Source organism: Polaromonas sp. P1_F4 (assembly GCF_056405675.1).
Map to the genome: position 1 here is coordinate 203,009 of NZ_JBFUBP010000002.1, position 17,642 is coordinate 220,650.

16 protein-coding genes are annotated in these 17,642 nt (G+C 64.7%); 11 read left to right on the plus strand and 5 right to left on the minus strand.

Annotated features, from left to right (window positions below; all coding sequences use genetic code 11):
- Positions 1–15: 15 nt before the first annotated feature.
- On the minus strand, positions 16–1,782 hold the full coding sequence (locus tag AC1DYQ_RS05905; RefSeq protein ID WP_477686008.1) for a sensor domain-containing diguanylate cyclase: 1,767 nt from the start codon (positions 1,780–1,782) through the stop codon (positions 16–18).
- A 289-nt stretch (positions 1,783–2,071) separates the two neighbouring features.
- Between AC1DYQ_RS05905 and AC1DYQ_RS05910 the strand changes: the two genes are divergently transcribed.
- On the plus strand, positions 2,072–3,742 hold the full coding sequence (locus AC1DYQ_RS05910; protein WP_477686277.1) for a SulP family inorganic anion transporter: 1,671 nt from the start codon (positions 2,072–2,074) through the stop codon (positions 3,740–3,742).
- A 67-nt stretch (positions 3,743–3,809) separates the two neighbouring features.
- On the opposite strand, the gene bamE is transcribed toward AC1DYQ_RS05910, so the two are convergent.
- Positions 3,810–4,331 (minus strand): outer membrane protein assembly factor BamE domain-containing protein, encoded by a 522-nt coding sequence (gene bamE, locus AC1DYQ_RS05915; protein WP_477686009.1) that lies wholly within the window; start codon positions 4,329–4,331, stop codon positions 3,810–3,812.
- Between the two features lie 141 nt (positions 4,332–4,472).
- Here bamE and AC1DYQ_RS05920 point away from each other — a divergent pair, with 141 nt between their 5' ends.
- From AC1DYQ_RS05920 to AC1DYQ_RS05935, 4 genes are all read left to right on the plus strand, one after another.
- Positions 4,473–4,700, plus strand: a complete 228-nt coding sequence (locus tag AC1DYQ_RS05920) for a DUF3460 family protein (RefSeq protein WP_457279614.1) — start codon at positions 4,473–4,475, stop codon at positions 4,698–4,700.
- A gap of 95 nt (positions 4,701–4,795) precedes the next feature.
- Positions 4,796–5,677 carry a segregation and condensation protein A gene (locus tag AC1DYQ_RS05925; protein WP_477686010.1) on the plus strand — a complete coding sequence of 294 codons (882 nt, stop codon included), beginning with the start codon at positions 4,796–4,798 and terminating at the stop codon, positions 5,675–5,677.
- Positions 5,678–5,839: 162 nt separating this feature from the next.
- Positions 5,840–7,450: an L-aspartate oxidase gene (gene nadB / locus AC1DYQ_RS05930; RefSeq protein ID WP_477686011.1), complete on the plus strand. Its 1,611-nt coding sequence runs from the start codon at positions 5,840–5,842 to the stop codon at positions 7,448–7,450.
- A 42-nt stretch (positions 7,451–7,492) separates the two neighbouring features.
- A complete protein-coding gene (locus tag AC1DYQ_RS05935; RefSeq protein WP_477686012.1) occupies positions 7,493–7,852 on the plus strand; it encodes a 5-carboxymethyl-2-hydroxymuconate Delta-isomerase in 360 nt (119 codons plus the stop codon).
- A gap of 12 nt (positions 7,853–7,864) precedes the next feature.
- Here the strand turns inward: AC1DYQ_RS05935 and pabB are convergent, their stop codons facing one another.
- From pabB to nadC, 3 genes are all read right to left on the minus strand, one after another.
- Positions 7,865–9,628, minus strand: coding sequence for an aminodeoxychorismate synthase component I (pabB, locus tag AC1DYQ_RS05940; protein ID WP_477686013.1), 1,764 nt, complete (start codon positions 9,626–9,628; stop codon positions 7,865–7,867).
- 75 nt (positions 9,629–9,703) lie between these two features.
- Positions 9,704–10,819 (minus strand): quinolinate synthase NadA, encoded by a 1,116-nt coding sequence (nadA, locus tag AC1DYQ_RS05945; protein WP_477686014.1) that lies wholly within the window; start codon positions 10,817–10,819, stop codon positions 9,704–9,706.
- Positions 10,816–11,694, minus strand: a complete 879-nt coding sequence (gene nadC / locus AC1DYQ_RS05950) for a carboxylating nicotinate-nucleotide diphosphorylase (protein WP_457279620.1) — start codon at positions 11,692–11,694, stop codon at positions 10,816–10,818. Before nadC ends, nadA begins: the two co-directional genes overlap by 4 nt.
- Before the next feature lie 161 nt (positions 11,695–11,855).
- Here nadC and panD point away from each other — a divergent pair, with 161 nt between their 5' ends.
- From panD to panB, 6 genes are all read left to right on the plus strand, one after another.
- The gene (panD, locus tag AC1DYQ_RS05955) at positions 11,856–12,236 is read left to right on the plus strand and encodes an aspartate 1-decarboxylase (RefSeq protein WP_431095265.1); all 381 of its coding nucleotides are present in this window, start codon (positions 11,856–11,858) and stop codon (positions 12,234–12,236) included.
- A gap of 80 nt (positions 12,237–12,316) precedes the next feature.
- Positions 12,317–13,651, plus strand: coding sequence for an adenosylmethionine--8-amino-7-oxononanoate transaminase (locus AC1DYQ_RS05960; RefSeq protein WP_477686015.1), 1,335 nt, complete (start codon positions 12,317–12,319; stop codon positions 13,649–13,651).
- Positions 13,644–14,336 (plus strand): dethiobiotin synthase, encoded by a 693-nt coding sequence (bioD, locus tag AC1DYQ_RS05965; protein WP_477686278.1) that lies wholly within the window; start codon positions 13,644–13,646, stop codon positions 14,334–14,336. The genes AC1DYQ_RS05960 and bioD overlap by 8 nt, the downstream gene beginning before the upstream one ends.
- Positions 14,333–15,541: an 8-amino-7-oxononanoate synthase gene (gene bioF, locus AC1DYQ_RS05970; protein WP_477686016.1), complete on the plus strand. Its 1,209-nt coding sequence runs from the start codon at positions 14,333–14,335 to the stop codon at positions 15,539–15,541. Before bioD ends, bioF begins: the two co-directional genes overlap by 4 nt.
- 64 nt (positions 15,542–15,605) lie before the next feature.
- Positions 15,606–16,628, plus strand: coding sequence for a biotin synthase BioB (gene bioB, locus AC1DYQ_RS05975; protein ID WP_477648481.1), 1,023 nt, complete (start codon positions 15,606–15,608; stop codon positions 16,626–16,628).
- 88 nt (positions 16,629–16,716) lie between these two features.
- Complete coding sequence (gene panB / locus AC1DYQ_RS05980) at positions 16,717–17,619, plus strand: 3-methyl-2-oxobutanoate hydroxymethyltransferase (protein ID WP_477686017.1); 903 nt, start codon at positions 16,717–16,719, stop codon at positions 17,617–17,619.
- The last annotated feature ends 23 nt before the right edge of the window (positions 17,620–17,642 follow it).

Here is a 17,642-nt window from a genome sequence, read left to right on the forward strand (position 1 = left end):
GCAACGCCGCCTGCGTCAGGCCGGTGCCGAATTCCTGGCATCCGCCGCCCCGGCCGCAAAGCGCAGGCCGGTCCCCGAACGGCTGGAAAGCTCGCCAAGCACGAGGCCCAGCGAGTGCAGCAATTGCGTTGCATCGCCTTCCCTGAAGGGCGCTTCGGCCACCGCGACCTTGAACTGCAGCACGGTGTTGGGCGGCAGGCTGGGGCTGTCGGCCAGTCCGCGGGCAATCAACCGCTGGCCGATGTCGGTGAGCGCCCCGCGTGTCAGGTGCCCCTGCAGGATCAGCACAAAGTCTCCATCGCGGTGGCGGGCAACCGTATCGCCTTCCTGCGCAACGCTGGTCACGCAGGCGCCGGCCTGGACTACCGCGCTTTGCGCCGCTTCCATGCCGTAGTCCTGCCGGATATCAATGGAATTGCCCAGCCGGATGCGAACCACCGCGCCCGCGCCGGGGTCGCGCTGTTGGCGAATCAGCAGGGCATCGAGCCGCTGAAGCAGCACACGGTGATTGCCCAGGCCGGTCAACGGGTCGACGCGTGTCAGCGCACCGACGCGCACCTGGTTGTCGCGCTTTTCGCGGCTGCGCAGGTACAGGGCCATCATCAGGAAAAGGATTTCCAGGGCGGCACCGATTTGCGCGCCGAATTGCGTGGCCGTGCCCAGAGACATCATGCCCTGCGTGCGCAGGATGGGGAAGATCGAGCCAACCGTAAGGCACACCATCGCGGCCATGACCCAGATACCCACGGCCGGCCGGCGCCAGGTGTACCAGGCGGAAACAAAAAGGTAAACGGCGATGCTTCCGATGTAGTAAGGCGTGGCCAGGTTGAAAGACGACTTGTTCCCCAGAGCCAGGAAGGCCAGCACGATCGCAAAGCCCAGAACGGTCATGGCCAGCAGCCCGCGGGAAAGCCAGGGCACATCGCGGTCAACCACCATCTGGCGCAGCACAAGATGCAGCAATGCGGCAGTGGCCAGCGACAGCCCCACGGGCGCGCAGTCGTTCCACCAGGCATTGCGAGGCCAGAAAAATTCTCCCGCCAGGCCAGTCAGCGACAACTGGCCAAGCGCCACGACCAGCACATAACCGGCATACAACAGGTGGATGGAATCACGCCACGAGACCGCGTGGAAAGCGCTCATCAGCGCCATCAGCAGCACCAGGCCGATGTACACCCCCAGCAGGAGGTGCCATTGCTTGGACTGCTCGTGAAAACTGCCCGGATCGGACAGGACCCAGTGCATGCTGATCGGATAGTTGTGGGTGACCCGAAGGTAAGTGGGCCGCGTCTCACCGGGGCGCAGGAGCATCTCGAACGCCGGTGTCAGGTGGCGCACCGGCCACTCGGCTACGGGGATGGAATCACCTGAGCGCCTGATTTGCCATTGCTCCGCAGTGAGGGGGTCTTGCGAGGGGCGGTACAGCGAGACACTGTCCATGTTGGGATGCGGTGTCGTGAGCATGACCCGGGTGGGCTGGCTCACCTCAGGCAGCGTCAACCGGTACCACAAGGCACGCCCGTCGCCGGTCGGCATGATCTGTTCCGGCCTGGCCGGCTCGCCTTCACCGGCTTCAAAACGGCTGTGAACCTGCTCAAACGTCAGCGAACCGGTACTGTCGACCAGCACCAGCCCCTGGCCAACCACGTCGTAGCCCGCGGACGGCACGCTTTGTGCAACAACAGCCGCGACGGGGGAAGGCGGGACGGCCGTTTCCTGTGCAACAGCCGCAGCGTGGGCCAACAGCAAGGCCGCCAGGCAGGCAGAAAGGCGCGGCGGCATTGCAGACAAAAAACTTAAAAGGCCAAACAATCACTTCCCCAAAAAACCATACGCAGATGATCAAAACGGGACGACACTGATGATTCGGCCCTGAAATCACACGAAAAGTAACTATTTCTACCTAACAAAACCTTCTAATGTACCGAATGTTGAGGCTTCGAACAATGGAAAAAAGTCATACGGGACGCGCAATCTCCGCATTCTCGCCTGCGCGGTTATCTGCGCTGTCGTCCGGGCCATCATCCGCACCACCAGCCACGCAAATCCCGCACCACACGCCAGCCGCATGATGCATTTACCGGCCTATCTCGCCCCATTTCGCCCTCGCCTGTTTTCAGCGCTTGCCGGCTACACCCGCGAACGGTTTTTCAAGGATGCCGGGGCCGGCGTCACGGTGGGTATTGTGGCTTTGCCCCTGGCCATGGCTTTTGCCATCGCTTCCGGCCTCAAGCCCGAGGCAGGCATCTGGACGGCGATCATCGCAGGCGCATTGATCTCTGCGCTGGGCGGCTCGGCGGTGCAGATAGGCGGCCCGGCCGGCGCCTTTATCGTCATTGTCTACGGCATTCTTGAACGCTACGGCCTGGCCAACCTGCTGATCTCCACCGCTTGCGCCGGTGTGCTGCTCTTTCTGCTGGGCTTTTTCAAAATGGGCACGCTGGTGCGTTACGTGCCGGTGAGCATCGTGGTGGGTTTTACCAACGGCATCGCAGTGCTGATCGTGCTGTCGCAGGTCAGGGACCTGCTGGGCTTGGTGGTGCCCAAGATGCCGGCCGATTTTTTCTCGCAGCTGCGTGTGATCGGCGAACACCTGGACAGCTTCAACCCTTACGCGCTGGGGCTGGGGCTGGCCTGCCTGCTTGGCCTCTTTGTGTGGCCCAAGCTGTTTGCCGCACACACGCGAAGCGCCGGCGGTTTCACCACGCGCCTGATCAGGCTGATGCAGGCGGTCGAAGGCGTGCAGCTCAAGCGGGCCACGCGCATGGCGTCGCGCATGCCGGGGCCGATTGTGGCGCTCGTAACACTCACCGCCTTTGCTTATCTGCTGAGCCTGCCCGTGGAAACCATCGGTACCCGGTTTGGCGGCATCCCGCGGGCGCTGCCGGTGTTTGCCCTGCCCGATTTCTCCTGGGAAACAGTACGGCTGCTGGTGGCCCCCACCATCACCATTGCGCTGCTGGGTGCGGTGGAGTCGCTGCTCTGCGCGCGCGTGTCCGACCAGATTTCCGGCCTGCCGCGCCACGACCCCAACCAGGAGCTGATGGCCCAGGGCGTGGCCAACTTTGTGGTGCCTTTTTTTGGCGGCATGCCCGCCACCGGCACCATCGCCCGCACGGTGACCAACGTGCGCTCGGGCGCCACATCCCCCGTCTCCGGCGTGGTGCATGCCCTCACGCTGGCGGTCGTGGTGCTGGTAGCCGCCCCGCTGGCCGTGCATGTGCCGCTGGCGGTGCTGGCCGGCATCCTGCTGTATGTGGCCTGGAACATGGGCGAGTGGCGCGAATTCGCCCACCTGCGCCAGGCCAGCAGCCATTACCGGCTCATCATGCTGGGAACGTTTTTGCTGACCGTGGTCTTTGACCTGACGGTAGCCCTGCAGGTCGGCTTGATCCTGGCCTGTGTGCTGTTTGTACGGCGCATGAGCACCCTGTTTCAGGTGGTGGAGGTCTCGCGCAGTGCGGACGGCGCCAGCTTCCAGCTGTACGGCTCGCTGTTTTTTGGCGCGGTCGCCAAGCTCGACCCCATCCTGAACGTGGTGGAAAGCTCGCCCAAAGGCCTGGTGGTGCGGCTGGACGTGCAGTCGCTGCAGTCGCTGGACACCTCCGGGCTCGATGTGCTGGAGCAGCTGCACAAGGCCATCGTGCTGCGCGGCGGCCGGTTGGTCATGGCAGGGCTCAATGCCCAGCCGCGGGCCGTGATGCTGCGCTCGGGCTTCCTGGAGAAAATTGAAACGCTATAAAAACAGGAGCTGCTTGCGCCCGTACCTATTGGGCTGCAGCCACTTTTTGTATATAAAACCCGGCACGTCAGCGATTGCCGCCTGAGGAGCTCGCGCTTTCATCGTCCACCGAGCCCGTGCTGACCACTTTCAGGTCCCGGTCAAACACCACGGTAAAGATGCGTGCCGCCGACGGGGGCTCCATATAACGCCAGTCGTAATGGGTTTCCTGCTTCAGCGCGTACGTGGTGACCTTCATCGGCTTGCCCAGCATTTTGCGCACCTGCTCCATGCGCATGCCGGGCTGCACCTTGGCAAAATTTTGCGGCGTCAGCACCTGCCGCAGCGCGCTCATCTTGCCGTCCGCGCCTATCGTGATCATGTAGTTGACCTTGCCCTCCGGCTGGCGGTTGTATTCGAAGGTGCGGGCGCCCGGCGCCGCCGCAGAGCCGGGCTGCGGCGTTTCGGCCATGTCGGCCGCTTCCCACACCTTCTCGGGCTCGCCAAAGCGGGCGCGTACATCGGCTTCCGTGGCCACGCCTTCTTCCAGTTCGGCAATGCGCTGCGCGTCGCACGCCACCAGACCCAGAACAAATGAGAGCAGACCCATACAGATGAACGTCCTGACGGAAAAAAGTGCCGAAAAGCCCGTTCGGGCCGGTGCAAAGGAGGGTGGGAAAGGTGGTAACAAGGAGCGCAAGGCAGACCCCGGTAAAATCAGCCAACTATACGATTCAGGCAGTTTAGACCCATGTCCCTCCTCAACTTCTTCCGCCGCTCCGACTACACCTCTGATACGACGCAGTTCATCGACCAGCTGAAGGCCAACAAGCCCACCCTGGAAGCCGAGCAACGCGCCGGGCGCGCGCTGTTGTGGGACAAAAACCTGAACCGCACCGAGCAGGCGGAATACGGCGAGGCCAAGGTGCCCCAGCAGCCTTACGTCTACGGCACCAGCAGCCACCCGAACGGAAAATAAGAAGACAAACAGGCCTTAAGCCCTTGCAGGACGAGCGCAAGCAGCTATATTTTTCATAGCAAATCTTTGGCGCATTCACCGCTTCGGCCTCTTTCATGTCCCAAATCCCTTTTTCACCGTCCCCCCAGGAGCTGCCGCCGGCCGCCGGGCAGGAGCTGTCCGCAGCCCTGAGCCCGGACATGCCCGCCGTGATCGACCAGGTGGCGCTGGCGCGCCTCTATGGCGAGCCGCTGTTTGCCATGCCGCACGACCTGTACATCCCGCCGGATGCGCTGCAGGTCTTCCTGGAGGCGTTTGAGGGACCGCTGGACTTGCTGCTGTACCTGATCCGCAAGCAGAACTTCAACATCCTCGACATCCCGATGGCGGCTGTGACGCGCCAGTACCTCACCTATGTCGATGAGATCCGCTCCACCAACCTGGAACTGGCGGCCGAATACCTGCTGATGGCGGCCATGCTGATCGAGATCAAGTCGCGCATGCTGCTGCCGCCCAAAAAGGTCGCCGAGGGCCAGGAGCCCGAAGACCCGCGCGCCGAGCTGGTGCGTCGCCTGCTCGAGTACGAGCAGATCAAGCTGGCCGCCCACAAGCTCAACGAAGTGCCGCAATTCGGCCGCGACTTCCTGCGTGCGCAGGTGTATGTCGAGCAATCGCTGCAGCCGCGCTTTCCGGATGTGCACATCGTGGACCTGCAGGACGCCTGGCGCGACATTGTCAAGCGCGCGCGCCTGATCCAGCACCACGTCATCAGCCGCGAAGAGCTCTCGGTGCGCGAGCACATGAGCATCGTGCTGCGCAAGCTGCAGGGCCGCAAGTTCCTCGAGTTCGAAGATTTATTCGACGCCACGCGCGGCATGCCGGTGCTGGTGGTGACTTTCATCGCGCTGCTCGAGCTCTCTAAAGAAGGCCTGCTGGAAGTGACGCAGGCGGAGGCTTTTGCGCCTATCTATGTGCGGCTGGCATACACGCCCGCTTAAATATTGCCCCCACGCTTTTCACTTCGTGTAATGCGCTGCCCCCCGAGGGGGCCGCTGCGCCTGCGGTCTGGCGAAGCCAGTCCCGCGGCCCCTGCTTGCATAAGAGCATTCTGCGCATCGTGAACAAACCTGGTTTCCATCTCAACGGTGAGTGACTTATCAATGACCTCCGACAGCCTGGGTTCACACAACTTCGACGTCCTCATCATCGGCAGCGGCCTGGCGGGCCTGTCTGCCGCGCTGCTGCTGGCGCCGGGCCGGCGTGTGGCGGTAGTGACCAAACGTGCGCTTGGCGATGGGGCCAGCGGCTGGGCGCAGGGCGGCATGGCGGCCGTGCTGGCCGAGGGCGACTCGCTGGAGCAGCATGTGAGCGACACGCTGGTCGCAGGTGCGGGTCTCTGTGACCTGCCTGCCACGCGCGCTGTGGTCGAGGGTGCGCCCGAAGCCATTGCCTGGCTGCGTGCGCTGGGCGTGGCCTTTTCCGAAGACGCCGGCCACCCGGGAGAGCTGCACCTGACCCGCGAGGGCGGCCACAGCCAGCGCCGCATCGTGCACGCGGCCGACGCCACCGGCGCCGCCGTGCAACGCACGCTGATGGAGCAGGTCCGCCAGACGCCCGGCATCACGCTCTATGAGCACCACATGCTGATCGACGTCATCACCGACCGGCATCTCAAACAAGCTGGTAACCGCTGCTATGGTGCCTATGTGCTCGACACCGCCAGCGGCGAGGTGCTGACCTTCAGCGCCGGCCACACGATCCTGGCCACCGGCGGCGCGGGCAAGGTGTATCTCTATTCCACCAACCCCGACACCGCTACCGGCGACGGCATTGCCGCGGCCTGGCGGGCCGGCTGCCGCGTGGGCAACATGGAGTTCATCCAGTTCCACCCGACCTGCCTCTACCACCCGGACGCGAAATCGTTTTTGATCACGGAAGCCGTGCGCGGCGAAGGCGGCAAGCTGCTGCTGCCGCCCTCGGCCGGCGGCGGGCGCTTCATGCCGGCGCACGACGCGCGGGCCGAACTCGCGCCGCGCGACGTGGTGGCCCGCGCCATCGACTTTGAGATGAAAAAGCACGGCCTCGACTGTGTCTACCTGGACATCTCGCACCAGAGCCCGGCTTTTCTGCAGGAGCACTTCCCCAACATCCTCAAGCGCTGCCTCGAGCTCGGTATCGACATCACGCGCCAGCCCATCCCGGTGGTGCCGGCCGCGCACTACACCTGCGGTGGCGTGGTAACCGACCTGGCCGGACGCACCGATGTGGCGGGCCTTTATGCCGTGGGCGAAACCGCCTGCACCGGCCTGCACGGCGCCAACCGCCTGGCCAGCAACTCGCTGGTCGAATGCGTGGTGCTCGCACGCGCCACGGCCCAGGCGATTGATGCCCTGGCGCCGGCCGCAGTCCCCGCCCTGCCCGCCTGGGACGAGAGCCAGGTTACCGATGCCGACGAAGCCGTGGTGATCTCGCACAACTGGGACGAGCTGCGCCGCTTCATGTGGAACTACGTGGGCATAGTGCGCACCACCAAGCGCCTCGAACGCGCAGCACACCGCATTGCTCTGCTCAACGCGGAGATCCAGGAGTTCTATGCCAACTTTCGCGTCACGCGCGACTTGCTGGAGCTGCGCAACCTGGTGCAGGTGGCGGACCTGATCGTCCGCTCCGCACATGGCCGGCACGAAAGCCGTGGCCTGCATTTCAGCCGCGACTTCCCAGGCACCGCTGGACAGGCTGTTCCTACCGTGCTGGTACCGCCCGAAAATTGATCTTCCCTGAAAAAATTTTGCCACTTTTAATTCGGAACCCACATGCCCCACCTGACCGTTGAATACTCCAGCAATCTGGCCGGCTTTCCCAAGGCCGAAGCGCTTCAGGCGTTGAACCAGGCCGTCGCCGCCAGCCCTGAAATACAGGATGAGTCCGACCTGAAAACCCGGCTGGTCGCGCTGGACGATTTTGAAATCGGCACGGCGCCGGCCTCACGCGCTTTTGTGCATGCCCAGCTGCGCCTGCTGTCGGGCCGCACGCCGGAAGCCAAGAAGGACCTGGGTGAGCGCATCGCCAGCGTGCTGCGCCGCCTGACCCCGCGGCCCGCAGGCGTGATGGTGCAGCTGAGCGTGGAGATGGTGGACATGGACCGCGCGTCCTACGTCAAGGAAAAGCTTTAACGCGAACCGGCCTCAGACAAGGGTCGCATCTATCCAGCCGCGCAGGCTGTTCACAAATGCCAGCGCCTCAACGCGCGGCAAATCCTCCACCCGCACGACGCGTTCGGCCAGCCGGCCCGCCTGCAGCGCCAGCGCGCGGCCCACGCCCGGCAACAGCCCGCAGGCCAGCGGCGGCGTAACCCAGCGGCCGTCCACCCGCATGGCGATATTGCCGCGTGTGCATTCGGTGATCTCACCCTGCGCGTTCCACAGCACGCTGTCGAACACACCGGGGGCGGTCGGCGTGAAAGCATCGTAATGCGCGCGTCGCGTCGTTTTGAAGCGCACAAATTCGCCGTGCGTCGCGTCCAGCGGCCTGTCGGCCAGCTGCAGGCGCACCTGGGGCGGTGACGGTTCCATGGCATAAGCCTGAGCGGTGAATTTTCCGCTGGCACTGAGCAACAGGCGCACTCGCCAGAGGCCCTGTGGGTGCGCCTGCGCCAATGCCTGCAGACACGCATGGGCCTGCACGGCATCCCATCGGTGGCCAAAGTGCGCAGCCGAAGCCGCCATACGCGTCAGGTGGTCGTCCCTATGACGCAAGTGGCCCGCCTCCAGCGCCAGGGTTTCCAGAATGTCGAAGGGCATGCTGGCGCGCGCCAGAAAAGCCTGCTTGTGGCGCCACTCCTGCCATTCCCCTTCAGCCACAGAGCCCGAGGTAATGCCGCTGCCGATGCCACAGCGGGCTTGGGCGCCACGCAGGCTGACAGTGCGGATTGGCACGTTGAAAGTCGCCGCGCCGCCGGGTTGCACCACACCAATCGCCCCACAGTAAACACCGCGCGGCCCGGCTTCCAGTGAATGAATGGCCTGCATGGCGTGCACCTTGGGTGCGCCGGTGATCGAACCGCAGGGGAACAGCGCGGCAAACACATCGGCCAGCCTACAGCCGGGCCGCGTGCGCGCCTCGACGTCAGAAGTCATTTGCCAGACTGCGGGCAGCGCCTCGGTGTGAAACAGACGCGGCACGTGCACGCTGAAGGGCTCGGCGATGCGCGACAGATCATTGCGCAGCAGGTCCACGATCATCACGTTCTCGGCACGCTCCTTGACTGACGTGCGCAGCGTTTCGGCCTGGGCTGCATCACTCTCGGGGGTCGTACCGCGCGGCGCTGTGCCTTTCATCGGCCGTGTCAGGAGCTGACCGTCGCGCCAGTCAAAAAACAGCTCGGGCGACACCGACAAGATCTGCTCATCACCGGTATCCAGGAAAGCCGCATAACCGCCGGGCTGCGCGCGCTGCAGGGCGCCAAACAAGGCATGGGCCGGCGCGGCATGCTGGCCCGGCAGCAACCGGCCTGTCATCTGGGCCGTGAAATTGACCTGGTAGTACGCGCCGTTGGCAATCGCCTGTTGCAACGTGTCGAGCGCCTCGTCAAAAGCCGGGCGATCCAGCCCCGGTTGCCACTGCACCTCTACACCTGCGTGCGGCGCGATCTTCGGACTGGTTTTCGGCCAGGGCAACGCTTCGTCATGCACCGCAAACCAGGCGAGCGGCCCGTCGGCTTCGTGCACCCTCAGGGCGGCATCAAAAGCCGGTGCGGCTTCATAACGCAGGTAACCCACACACCAGGCGCCCTGCGTGGAAGCCGCCTGCACGGCATCCAGCACCTGCCGCACCTCGTCGAGCGTGCGCGCCACCAGCACCGCGCGCGGCGTGCCGAAAGCACGGCGCAGGCGTGGCGCTGTATTGTCGTGCGGGTCCGAGAAGTCAATACAGGCCGTTATAGGGCTCATATCGGCCTCCAGCTCATATAGACCAAGCGCAAACAGCTATCAAAACAGGAGCATCTACCGTACCCGGATCCGGACTCAAGCCGCACCGATATGCGGCACCAGCCCCGCCGTGGGCTGGCCGTTTTTCAGCGCGGCGGTGAAAGCCAGCATGCGGTCTATCGGCAGCCGGGCACGCAGGCCCAGTGCGGGGTCTATCTTCACTTCATGCGCACCGGTTTCCAACACATGGGCCAAACCGGCCAAGCCATTCATGGCCATCCATGGGCAGTGCGCGCAGCTTTTGCAGGTGGCGCTGTTGCCGGCGGTGGGGGCTTCAATAAACACTTTACCGGGGTTGAGCGTGCGCAGCTTGTGCAGCATGCCGTTGTCGGTTGCCACAATGAATTCGCGCGCGTCCATCTCGCGTGCCGCCTTCAAAATGCCTGACGTCGAGCCCACGGCATCGGCCAGCGCCACCACGTCGGCGGGTGACTCGGGGTGCACCAGCACTTTGGCGCCAGGGTGCTCTTTTTTCAGGGCCTGCAGTTCAAAGGCCTTGAATTCGTCGTGCACGATGCAGGCGCCATTCCAGAAGACCATGTCGGCACCGGTCTCGCGCTGGATGTAACTGCCCAGGTGCCGGTCGGGCGCCCAGAGGATTTTCTGGCCCTGGTCTTTGAGCGCACGCACGATGTCGAGCGCGCAGCTGGAGGTCACCACCCAGTCCGCCCGCGCCTTCACGGCGGCGCTGGTGTTGGCATACACCACCACCGCGCGGTCCGGGTGGGCATCGCAGAACGCGCTGAATTCATCCACCGGGCAACCCAAATCAAGCGAACAGGTCGCGTCGGGGTCAGGCATCAGCACGCGTTTTTCAGGCGAAAGAATCTTTGCCGTCTCGCCCATAAAGCGCACACCCGACACCACCAGCGTCTGTGCCGCATGGTCGCGGCCAAAGCGCGCCATCTCCAGCGAGTCCGACACCAGGCCGCCGGTCTCTTCGGCCAGGTCCTGCAGGTCGGGATGCACGTAGTAGTGCGACACCATGACGGCGTTGCGGGCCTTGAGCAGTTCGCGGATGCGGGCCTTCAGCACGGTGCGCTCGGCCTGCGTGGGCTCGGCCGGCACACGGGCCCAAGCCTGATGCGTGCTGCAAGCCGCGCCCTCGGGCTGCTCGTAGTCCACACGGATGACGGGCAAAACCACGCTCATGCCGCCACCGTGCTCTCGGCGTCGAAGCGCATGGAAAAATCAATCGCCCGCACGTCTTTGGTCAGGGTGCCGATGGAAATCCGGTCCACGCCGGTTTCGGCCAGGGTGCGCAGGCCCTCCAGGGTGACCCCGCCCGAAATTTCAAGGATGGCTCGCCCATTGTTGATGCGTACAGCCTCTTTGAGGTCGGGCAGGCTCATGTTGTCGAGCAGCACCATGCGCGCACCGGCGTTCAGCGCCTGGGCCAGCTCGTCCAGGTTCTCGACTTCGATTTCCACAAAATCAGCCTGCGCGGCGACGTCCGCAGCGCGTGCCAGCACCTGCGCGATTCCCCCTGCGGCCGCGATGTGGTTTTCCTTGATGAGCACGGCGTCATACAAACCCACCCGGTGGTTGGTTCCGCCGCCCGCGGCAACCGCGTATTTCTGCGCCAGCCGCAGGCCGGGAAGGGTCTTGCGTGTGTCCACAATAGCAGCCCGCGTACCTTTCACGATGTCGACATAAACGGCCGTTTTACTCGCAACGGCGCTTAACAGCTGTAAAAAATTGAGGGCCGTGCGTTCAGCCGACAGCAGGGCACGGGCAAGCCCGCGCACTTCAAACACCACCTGGCCGGCTTCGCAACGCTCGCCATCCAGCACATGCCAGACCAGTTGGGCATCCGGATCCAGCTGCCGCATCGTGGCCTCGACCCAGGCGCTGCCACACACCACAGCGCTTTCACGCGCCACCACCTGCGCCCGTGCCTGGCGGGCCGGGTCAATCAGTGCGGCGGTCAGGTCGCCGCTGCCAATGTCCTCGGCCAGCGCGCGTGCCGCATCCGCCCGGGCCAGGGCGCCCAGCGCTTCAGTCGTGAAATCAAATGACTTTTTCATAAGTAATCTAAGAAAGAAACCGCGCAGTACCCTGCACTAAACTATTGAGTAGACCTCAAAACTGCCGCGAATGTTACAGCGCCACCTGCCGCTGCCCGCCGCCGGCCCCCTTTCGCCCACCCCGGCGTTTTCCTTTTGCCTGAGTACACCCTCCACACCCCATGTTCAGAACACTGCTCAAGTCCAAGATTCACCGCGCTGCGGTAACCCACTGCGAACTCAACTACGAAGGCTCCTGCGCCATCGACGAAGACCTGCTGGATGCCGCCAACCTGGCAGAGAACGAGCAGGTGCACATCTGGAACATCAACAACGGTGAGCGCTTCATCACCTACGCCATTCGTGCCGAGCGCGGCAGCCGCATCATTTCGGTCAACGGTTCCGCCGCGCGCCGCGCCGCCGTGGGCGACCTGGTCATCATTGCGGCGTTTGCGCAGGTGCATGAAGAGCATGTCGCGGGCTTCAGCCCCAAGCTGGTGTTCGTCAATCCGGACAACCGCATCAAGGAAGAGCGCTCGACCATTCCGGTGCAGAAGCCCTGACCCGCGCCCGACTCGTGCTTTAGCCCCGGCTTGCAGCGCACGCCTGAGCTTTCGCCCTCTTTTCCTCACCACGGGCCTTCATGGACAACCTCTCAATGATCCAGCGCAGCCTGCGCCATGTGTGGCACCCCTGCACGCAGATGAAGCTGCACGAGGCGCATCCCCCGGTACCCATCGCCAGGGCCGAAGGCGTGTGGCTGTACGACTTTGAAGGAAAGCGCTACCTGGACGGCATAAGCTCGTGGTGGGTCAACCTGTTCGGCCACGGCCATCCGCACATCAAGGCGGCGCTGCGCGACCAGCTGGATCGGCTTGATCACGTCATGCTGGCCGGTTTCACGCACCAGCCGGTGGTGGAGCTGTCTGAGCGGCTGGGCGCACTAACCGGACTCGGCCACGCTTTTTACGGCAGCGACGGCGCCAGCGCCACAGAGATCGCGCTGAAGATGAGCGCGCATTACTGGCGCAACACCGGAAAGCCTGAAAAGTGCCGCTTCATCGGACTGGCAGGCGGTTACCACGGCGAGACCGTGGGCGCACTGGCCGTGACGGACATTGCCATTTTCCGTGAAGCCTATGCACCACTGGTGCGGCTGGCCGCCACCGTGCCCAGCCCCGATGCGCGCGGCGCGCAGCCCAGTGAAAGCGCTGCGGACGTAGCACGTCACGCGGCCGCAGATCTGCAAAGCTGGCTGGAGCAGCACCATGCGCAAACCGCCGCGCTCATCCTGGAGCCCATGGTGCAGTGCGCGGCCGGCATGGCCATGCACGATGCAGCCTACCTGCGCGAAGCGCGCGCACTGTGCGACCGCTATGAAGTGCATTTGATTGCCGATGAAATCGCCACCGGATTTGGCCGCACCGGCACCATGTTCGCGCATCAGCAGGCAGGCATACGGCCTGACTTCATCTGTCTATCGAAAGGCCTCACGGGCGGCACGCTGCCGCTGTCGGCCGTGCTGACCACCGATACCGTCTACGAAGCGTTTTACGACGACGACGTGGCGCGCGGCTTTTTACATTCGCATTCCTACACCGGCAACCCGCTGGCCTGCCGCGCCGCGCTGGCCACGCTGGAGCTGTTCGAGCAAACCGATGTGCTGGCAGACAACGCAGTCCTGGCCAACACGCTGGACCTGGCCTTCGCGCCGCTGACTCAGCACCCTGCGGTACGGAACGCACGCAAGCTGGGCATGATCTGGGCTTGGGACATCGAGCCCACGACGGCGCCCCACTTCGCACGCCGCTACACGCAGCACGTCATGGCCCACGGCGTGCTGCTGCGCCCAATCGGCCACACGGTCTACGCCATGCCGCCCTATGTGATGGACGAAGAAGCGGTGGACCACCTGGCACGCGGCGCGCTGGCGGCACTGAATGCCACGCTGGCTGAAGAAGGCGGTGCGCATGGCTGAAGCGGCGCACAAAACGGTTTCGCTGTTTGTGACCGGCACCGACACCGGCGTGGGCAAAACGCTGGTCAGCGCTGCGCTGTTGCATGCGCTGGCCCGCCGGCACCTTCGTGTGGTGGGCATGAAGCCGGTGGCGGCAGGCACGGTGCCGGTTGACGGTGTCGATGCCAACGAAGACGTGCTCGCCCTGCGCGCAGCTTCCAGTTGCCGCGTACCACCCGAACTCGACAATCCGGTGCTGCTGCCCGACCCGGTGTCACCCCACATCGCAGCCGCCCGCGCCGGCGCGCGCATTGACATTGCCCACCTGGTGGCCTGCCACCGCCAGCTCGCGCTGCAGGCCGATGCCGTGGTGGTGGAAGGCGCGGGCGGCTTTCATGTGCCGCTCTCGCCCACAGAGACCGGTGCCGACCTGGCCCAGGCGCTGGGCCTGCCCGTAGTGCTGGTGGTGGGCCTGCGGCTGGGTTGCCTGAACCATGCGCTGCTCACTGCAGAAGCCATCCGCACGCGCGGCCTCACGCTGGCCGGCTGGGTGGCCAACCACATTGACCCAAACATGCTGGCGCAAGAGGACAACATCGAATTTCTGCAGCAACGACTGCAAGCGCCCCTGCTGGCCAGCATCGCCTGGCAGCCGGGCATAGACGCGCGCCACGTCACCATCAACCTCCCCACTGAATGGCAATGAACATCACCTCCTCCTGGCTCGACGAATTTCCGGCACGCGTGGCCGAACTGGACCGCACGCACCTGCGCCGCCAGCGCCGCGTGGTCATGCCTGAAAGCGGCGCACGCCTTTCGGTTAACGGGCAAAGCATGCTGGCCTTTTGCAGCAACGACTACCTCGGCCTGGCCACACACCCGGCCCTGGTGCAGGCGGCTTGCACCGGCGCACAAGCCTACGGTGTCGGGTCGGGCGCATCGCCGCTGGTCAGCGGCCACAGCGCCGCCAACGAGGCGCTGGAACGCGAACTCGCGGCCTTCGTGGGCCTGCCGCGCGCGTTGTATTTTTACGCGGGCTACGCCACCAACATCGGCATCGTGCCGGCGCTGGTGGGTGCCGGTGACGCGATTTTTTCGGATGCGCTGAATCACGCCTGCCTGATCGACGGCGCAAGGCTGTCGCGCGCAAAAATCCACCGCTACGCACACACCGACCTGGACGCGCTGGCGCGAGAGCTCGCGCAAAGCGACGCACCGCGCAAGCTGGTCATCAGCGATGCGGTGTTCAGCATGGATGGCGATAGCGCCGACATTCCCGCCCTGCTGGCGCTGTGTGAGCGCCATGACGCCCTGCTGCTGCTGGACGATGCACATGGCTTTGGCGTGCTGGGCCCGCAAGGGCGCGGCAGCCTGGCCGCAGCGGGGTTGTATGGCGCCAAGGCCTCGCGCCGCGTGCTCTACATGGCCACGCTGGGCAAGGCGGCTGGTGTGGCGGGCGCGTTTGTGGCGGGCGACGAGGCCCTGGTTGAATGGCTGCTGCAAAAAACCCGAAGTTATATTTTTGCGACTGCCGCGCCGGCGCTGCTGGCCAGCGCGCTGCGTGCCAGCCTCGCACTGATTGAACAGGATGAATGGCGCCGCACGCATTTGCAGCAACTCATTGCGCGCTTGCGCAGCGGCTTGCTGGCGGGCCTGAAAGGCAGCCACTGGCAGTTGCCGCCCTCGCAGACCGCCATCCAGCCGCTGCTGATCGGCCGCAACGACGAAGCCCTGGCCGTGATGGAGGGCTTGCGCGCACGCGGCATCTGGGTGCCGGCGATTCGCCCGCCCACCGTGCCCGATGGCACGGCACGCCTTCGCATTGCGCTGTCGGCCGCGCACACCGAAGCCGATATCGACCTGCTGGTCGAAGCCCTGACGGCCCTGGCAAAGCATTCGCTGCCAGGCTGAAGCAGGCTACTAAAAAACGCATCAGATAGACTCAAAAACCCTGTCCCCGAAAGGAAAGAGAACCATGTCCCACGTAGCAGAACAAACCATCACGCTCCACCGCCCGCGCCCTCAGCCATCGCCAGCTGAAAAGGCCGGCGCCGAGCGCTGGAGCGTAGACGCCATCGAAGCGCTGTTCAACCTGCCTTTTCCGGAATTGATGCACCGCGCCCAAACGGTGCACCGCGAAAACTTCGACCCTACGCACATCGAATTCGCCACGCTGCTGTCGGTCAAGACCGGCGGCTGCGCCGAAGACTGCGGTTACTGCCCGCAGGCCGCGCGCTACGACACCGGCGTGGAAGCCAGCAAGCTGATGGAGCCGGCCGAAGTACTGGCCGCCGCCCAGCGCGCGCAGGCCGCGGGCGCCACACGGTTTTGCATGGGCGCCGCGTGGCGCTCACCCAAAGACCGCGACATTGAAAAAGTCGCCGAGCTGGTACGCACCGTGAAAGCGCTGGGCCTGGAAACCTGCGCCACGCTGGGCATGCTGGAAGACGGCCACGCGCAAACTTTGCAAAGCGCGGGCCTGGACTACTACAACCACAACCTCGACAGCGCGCCTGATTTTTACGGCGACATCATCACCACGCGCGACTACCAGGACCGGCTGGACACACTGGCGCGCGTGCGCAGCGCCGGCGTCAAGGTCTGCTGCGGCGGTATCGTCGGCATGGGTGAAACGCGCCGCCAGCGCGCCGGCCTGGTGGCCGAGCTCGCCAACCTCACGCCCTACCCCGAATCGGTGCCCATCAACAATCTGGTGAAAATTGAAGGCACGCCACTGGCCAATCAGGCCGACCTGGACCCGTTTGAGTTTGTTCGCACGATTGCCGTGGCGCGCATCACCATGCCGACGGCGCGCGTGCGCCTGTCGGCCGGCCGTCAGCAAATGGGCGACGGCGTGCAGGCGCTGTGCTTCCTGGCCGGCGCCAATTCGATCTTTTACGGCGACAAGCTGCTGACCACCGGTAACCCCGACACCGAGGCCGATGTGAAGCTGCTTGAGCGCCTGGGCATGAGCCGGTCCGCGCCTGAGGCTCGTTAAGCCGCACCCCTTGTCTGGACTCTCTAAAACGCAAGCAAAAAAGCACGGAGAAGCTGGTTAGACTCTCGCTAAATTCCGGACCTGCCCCATGACGACACCTGCCAATACTTCCGTCACGCCTTACGGCACGCTGCCGCCTTCGTCTACGCCTGCCACGCCGCCCGCGCGCAAGCCGGTCAGCCTGCCGCGCCTGCGCGAAATGCAGGCGCATGGCGAAAAAATCACCATGCTGACTGCCTATGACGCGACGTTTGCCGCCGTGGCCGATGCGGCCGGCGTGGAATGCATCCTGGTGGGCGACTCGCTGGGCATGGTCTGCCAGGGCCTGACCAGCACCGTCGGCGTGACGCTGGAGACCATGCGCCACCACACCGAATGCGTGGCCAACGGCCTGCGCCGCTCGCAGGCCACGGCCTGGCTGATCGGCGATTTGCCGTTTGGCAGTTACCACGAGTCCAAAGAGCAGGCGCTGCGCAGTGCCGCGGTGCTGATGCAGGCCGGCGCCCACATGGTCAAGCTCGAAGGCGGCGGCTGGACGGCCGAGACGACGCGCTTCCTGGTCGAGCGCGGCATCCCGGTCTGCGCCCACCTGGGGCTGACGCCGCAAACCGTGCATGCGCTGGGCGGCTACCGCGTGCAGGGCAAGGGCGACGAAGCCGCTGCCACGATGACGCGCCACGCTCGCGAGCTGCAGGACGCAGGCGCTGCGATGATGGTGCTGGAGATGGTGCCTGCGGCCCTGTCGGCCACGCTCACGCAAGAACTCACCCATTGCGCCACCATCGGCATTGGTGCGGGCAACGGCACTGCCGGCCAGGTGCTGGTGCTGCACGACATGCTGGGCATGAACCTGGGCAAGATGCCGAAGTTTGTGCGCAACTTCATGGAAGGCCCGGACAACAAGACCGCCAGTGTGCGCGGCGCCATGGAAGCCTATGTGCGCGCCGTGAAAGACGGCAGCTTTCCGGTGAACGCCACCCACGCCTGGTAGCACCACCCGCCCCATTCAGGAGA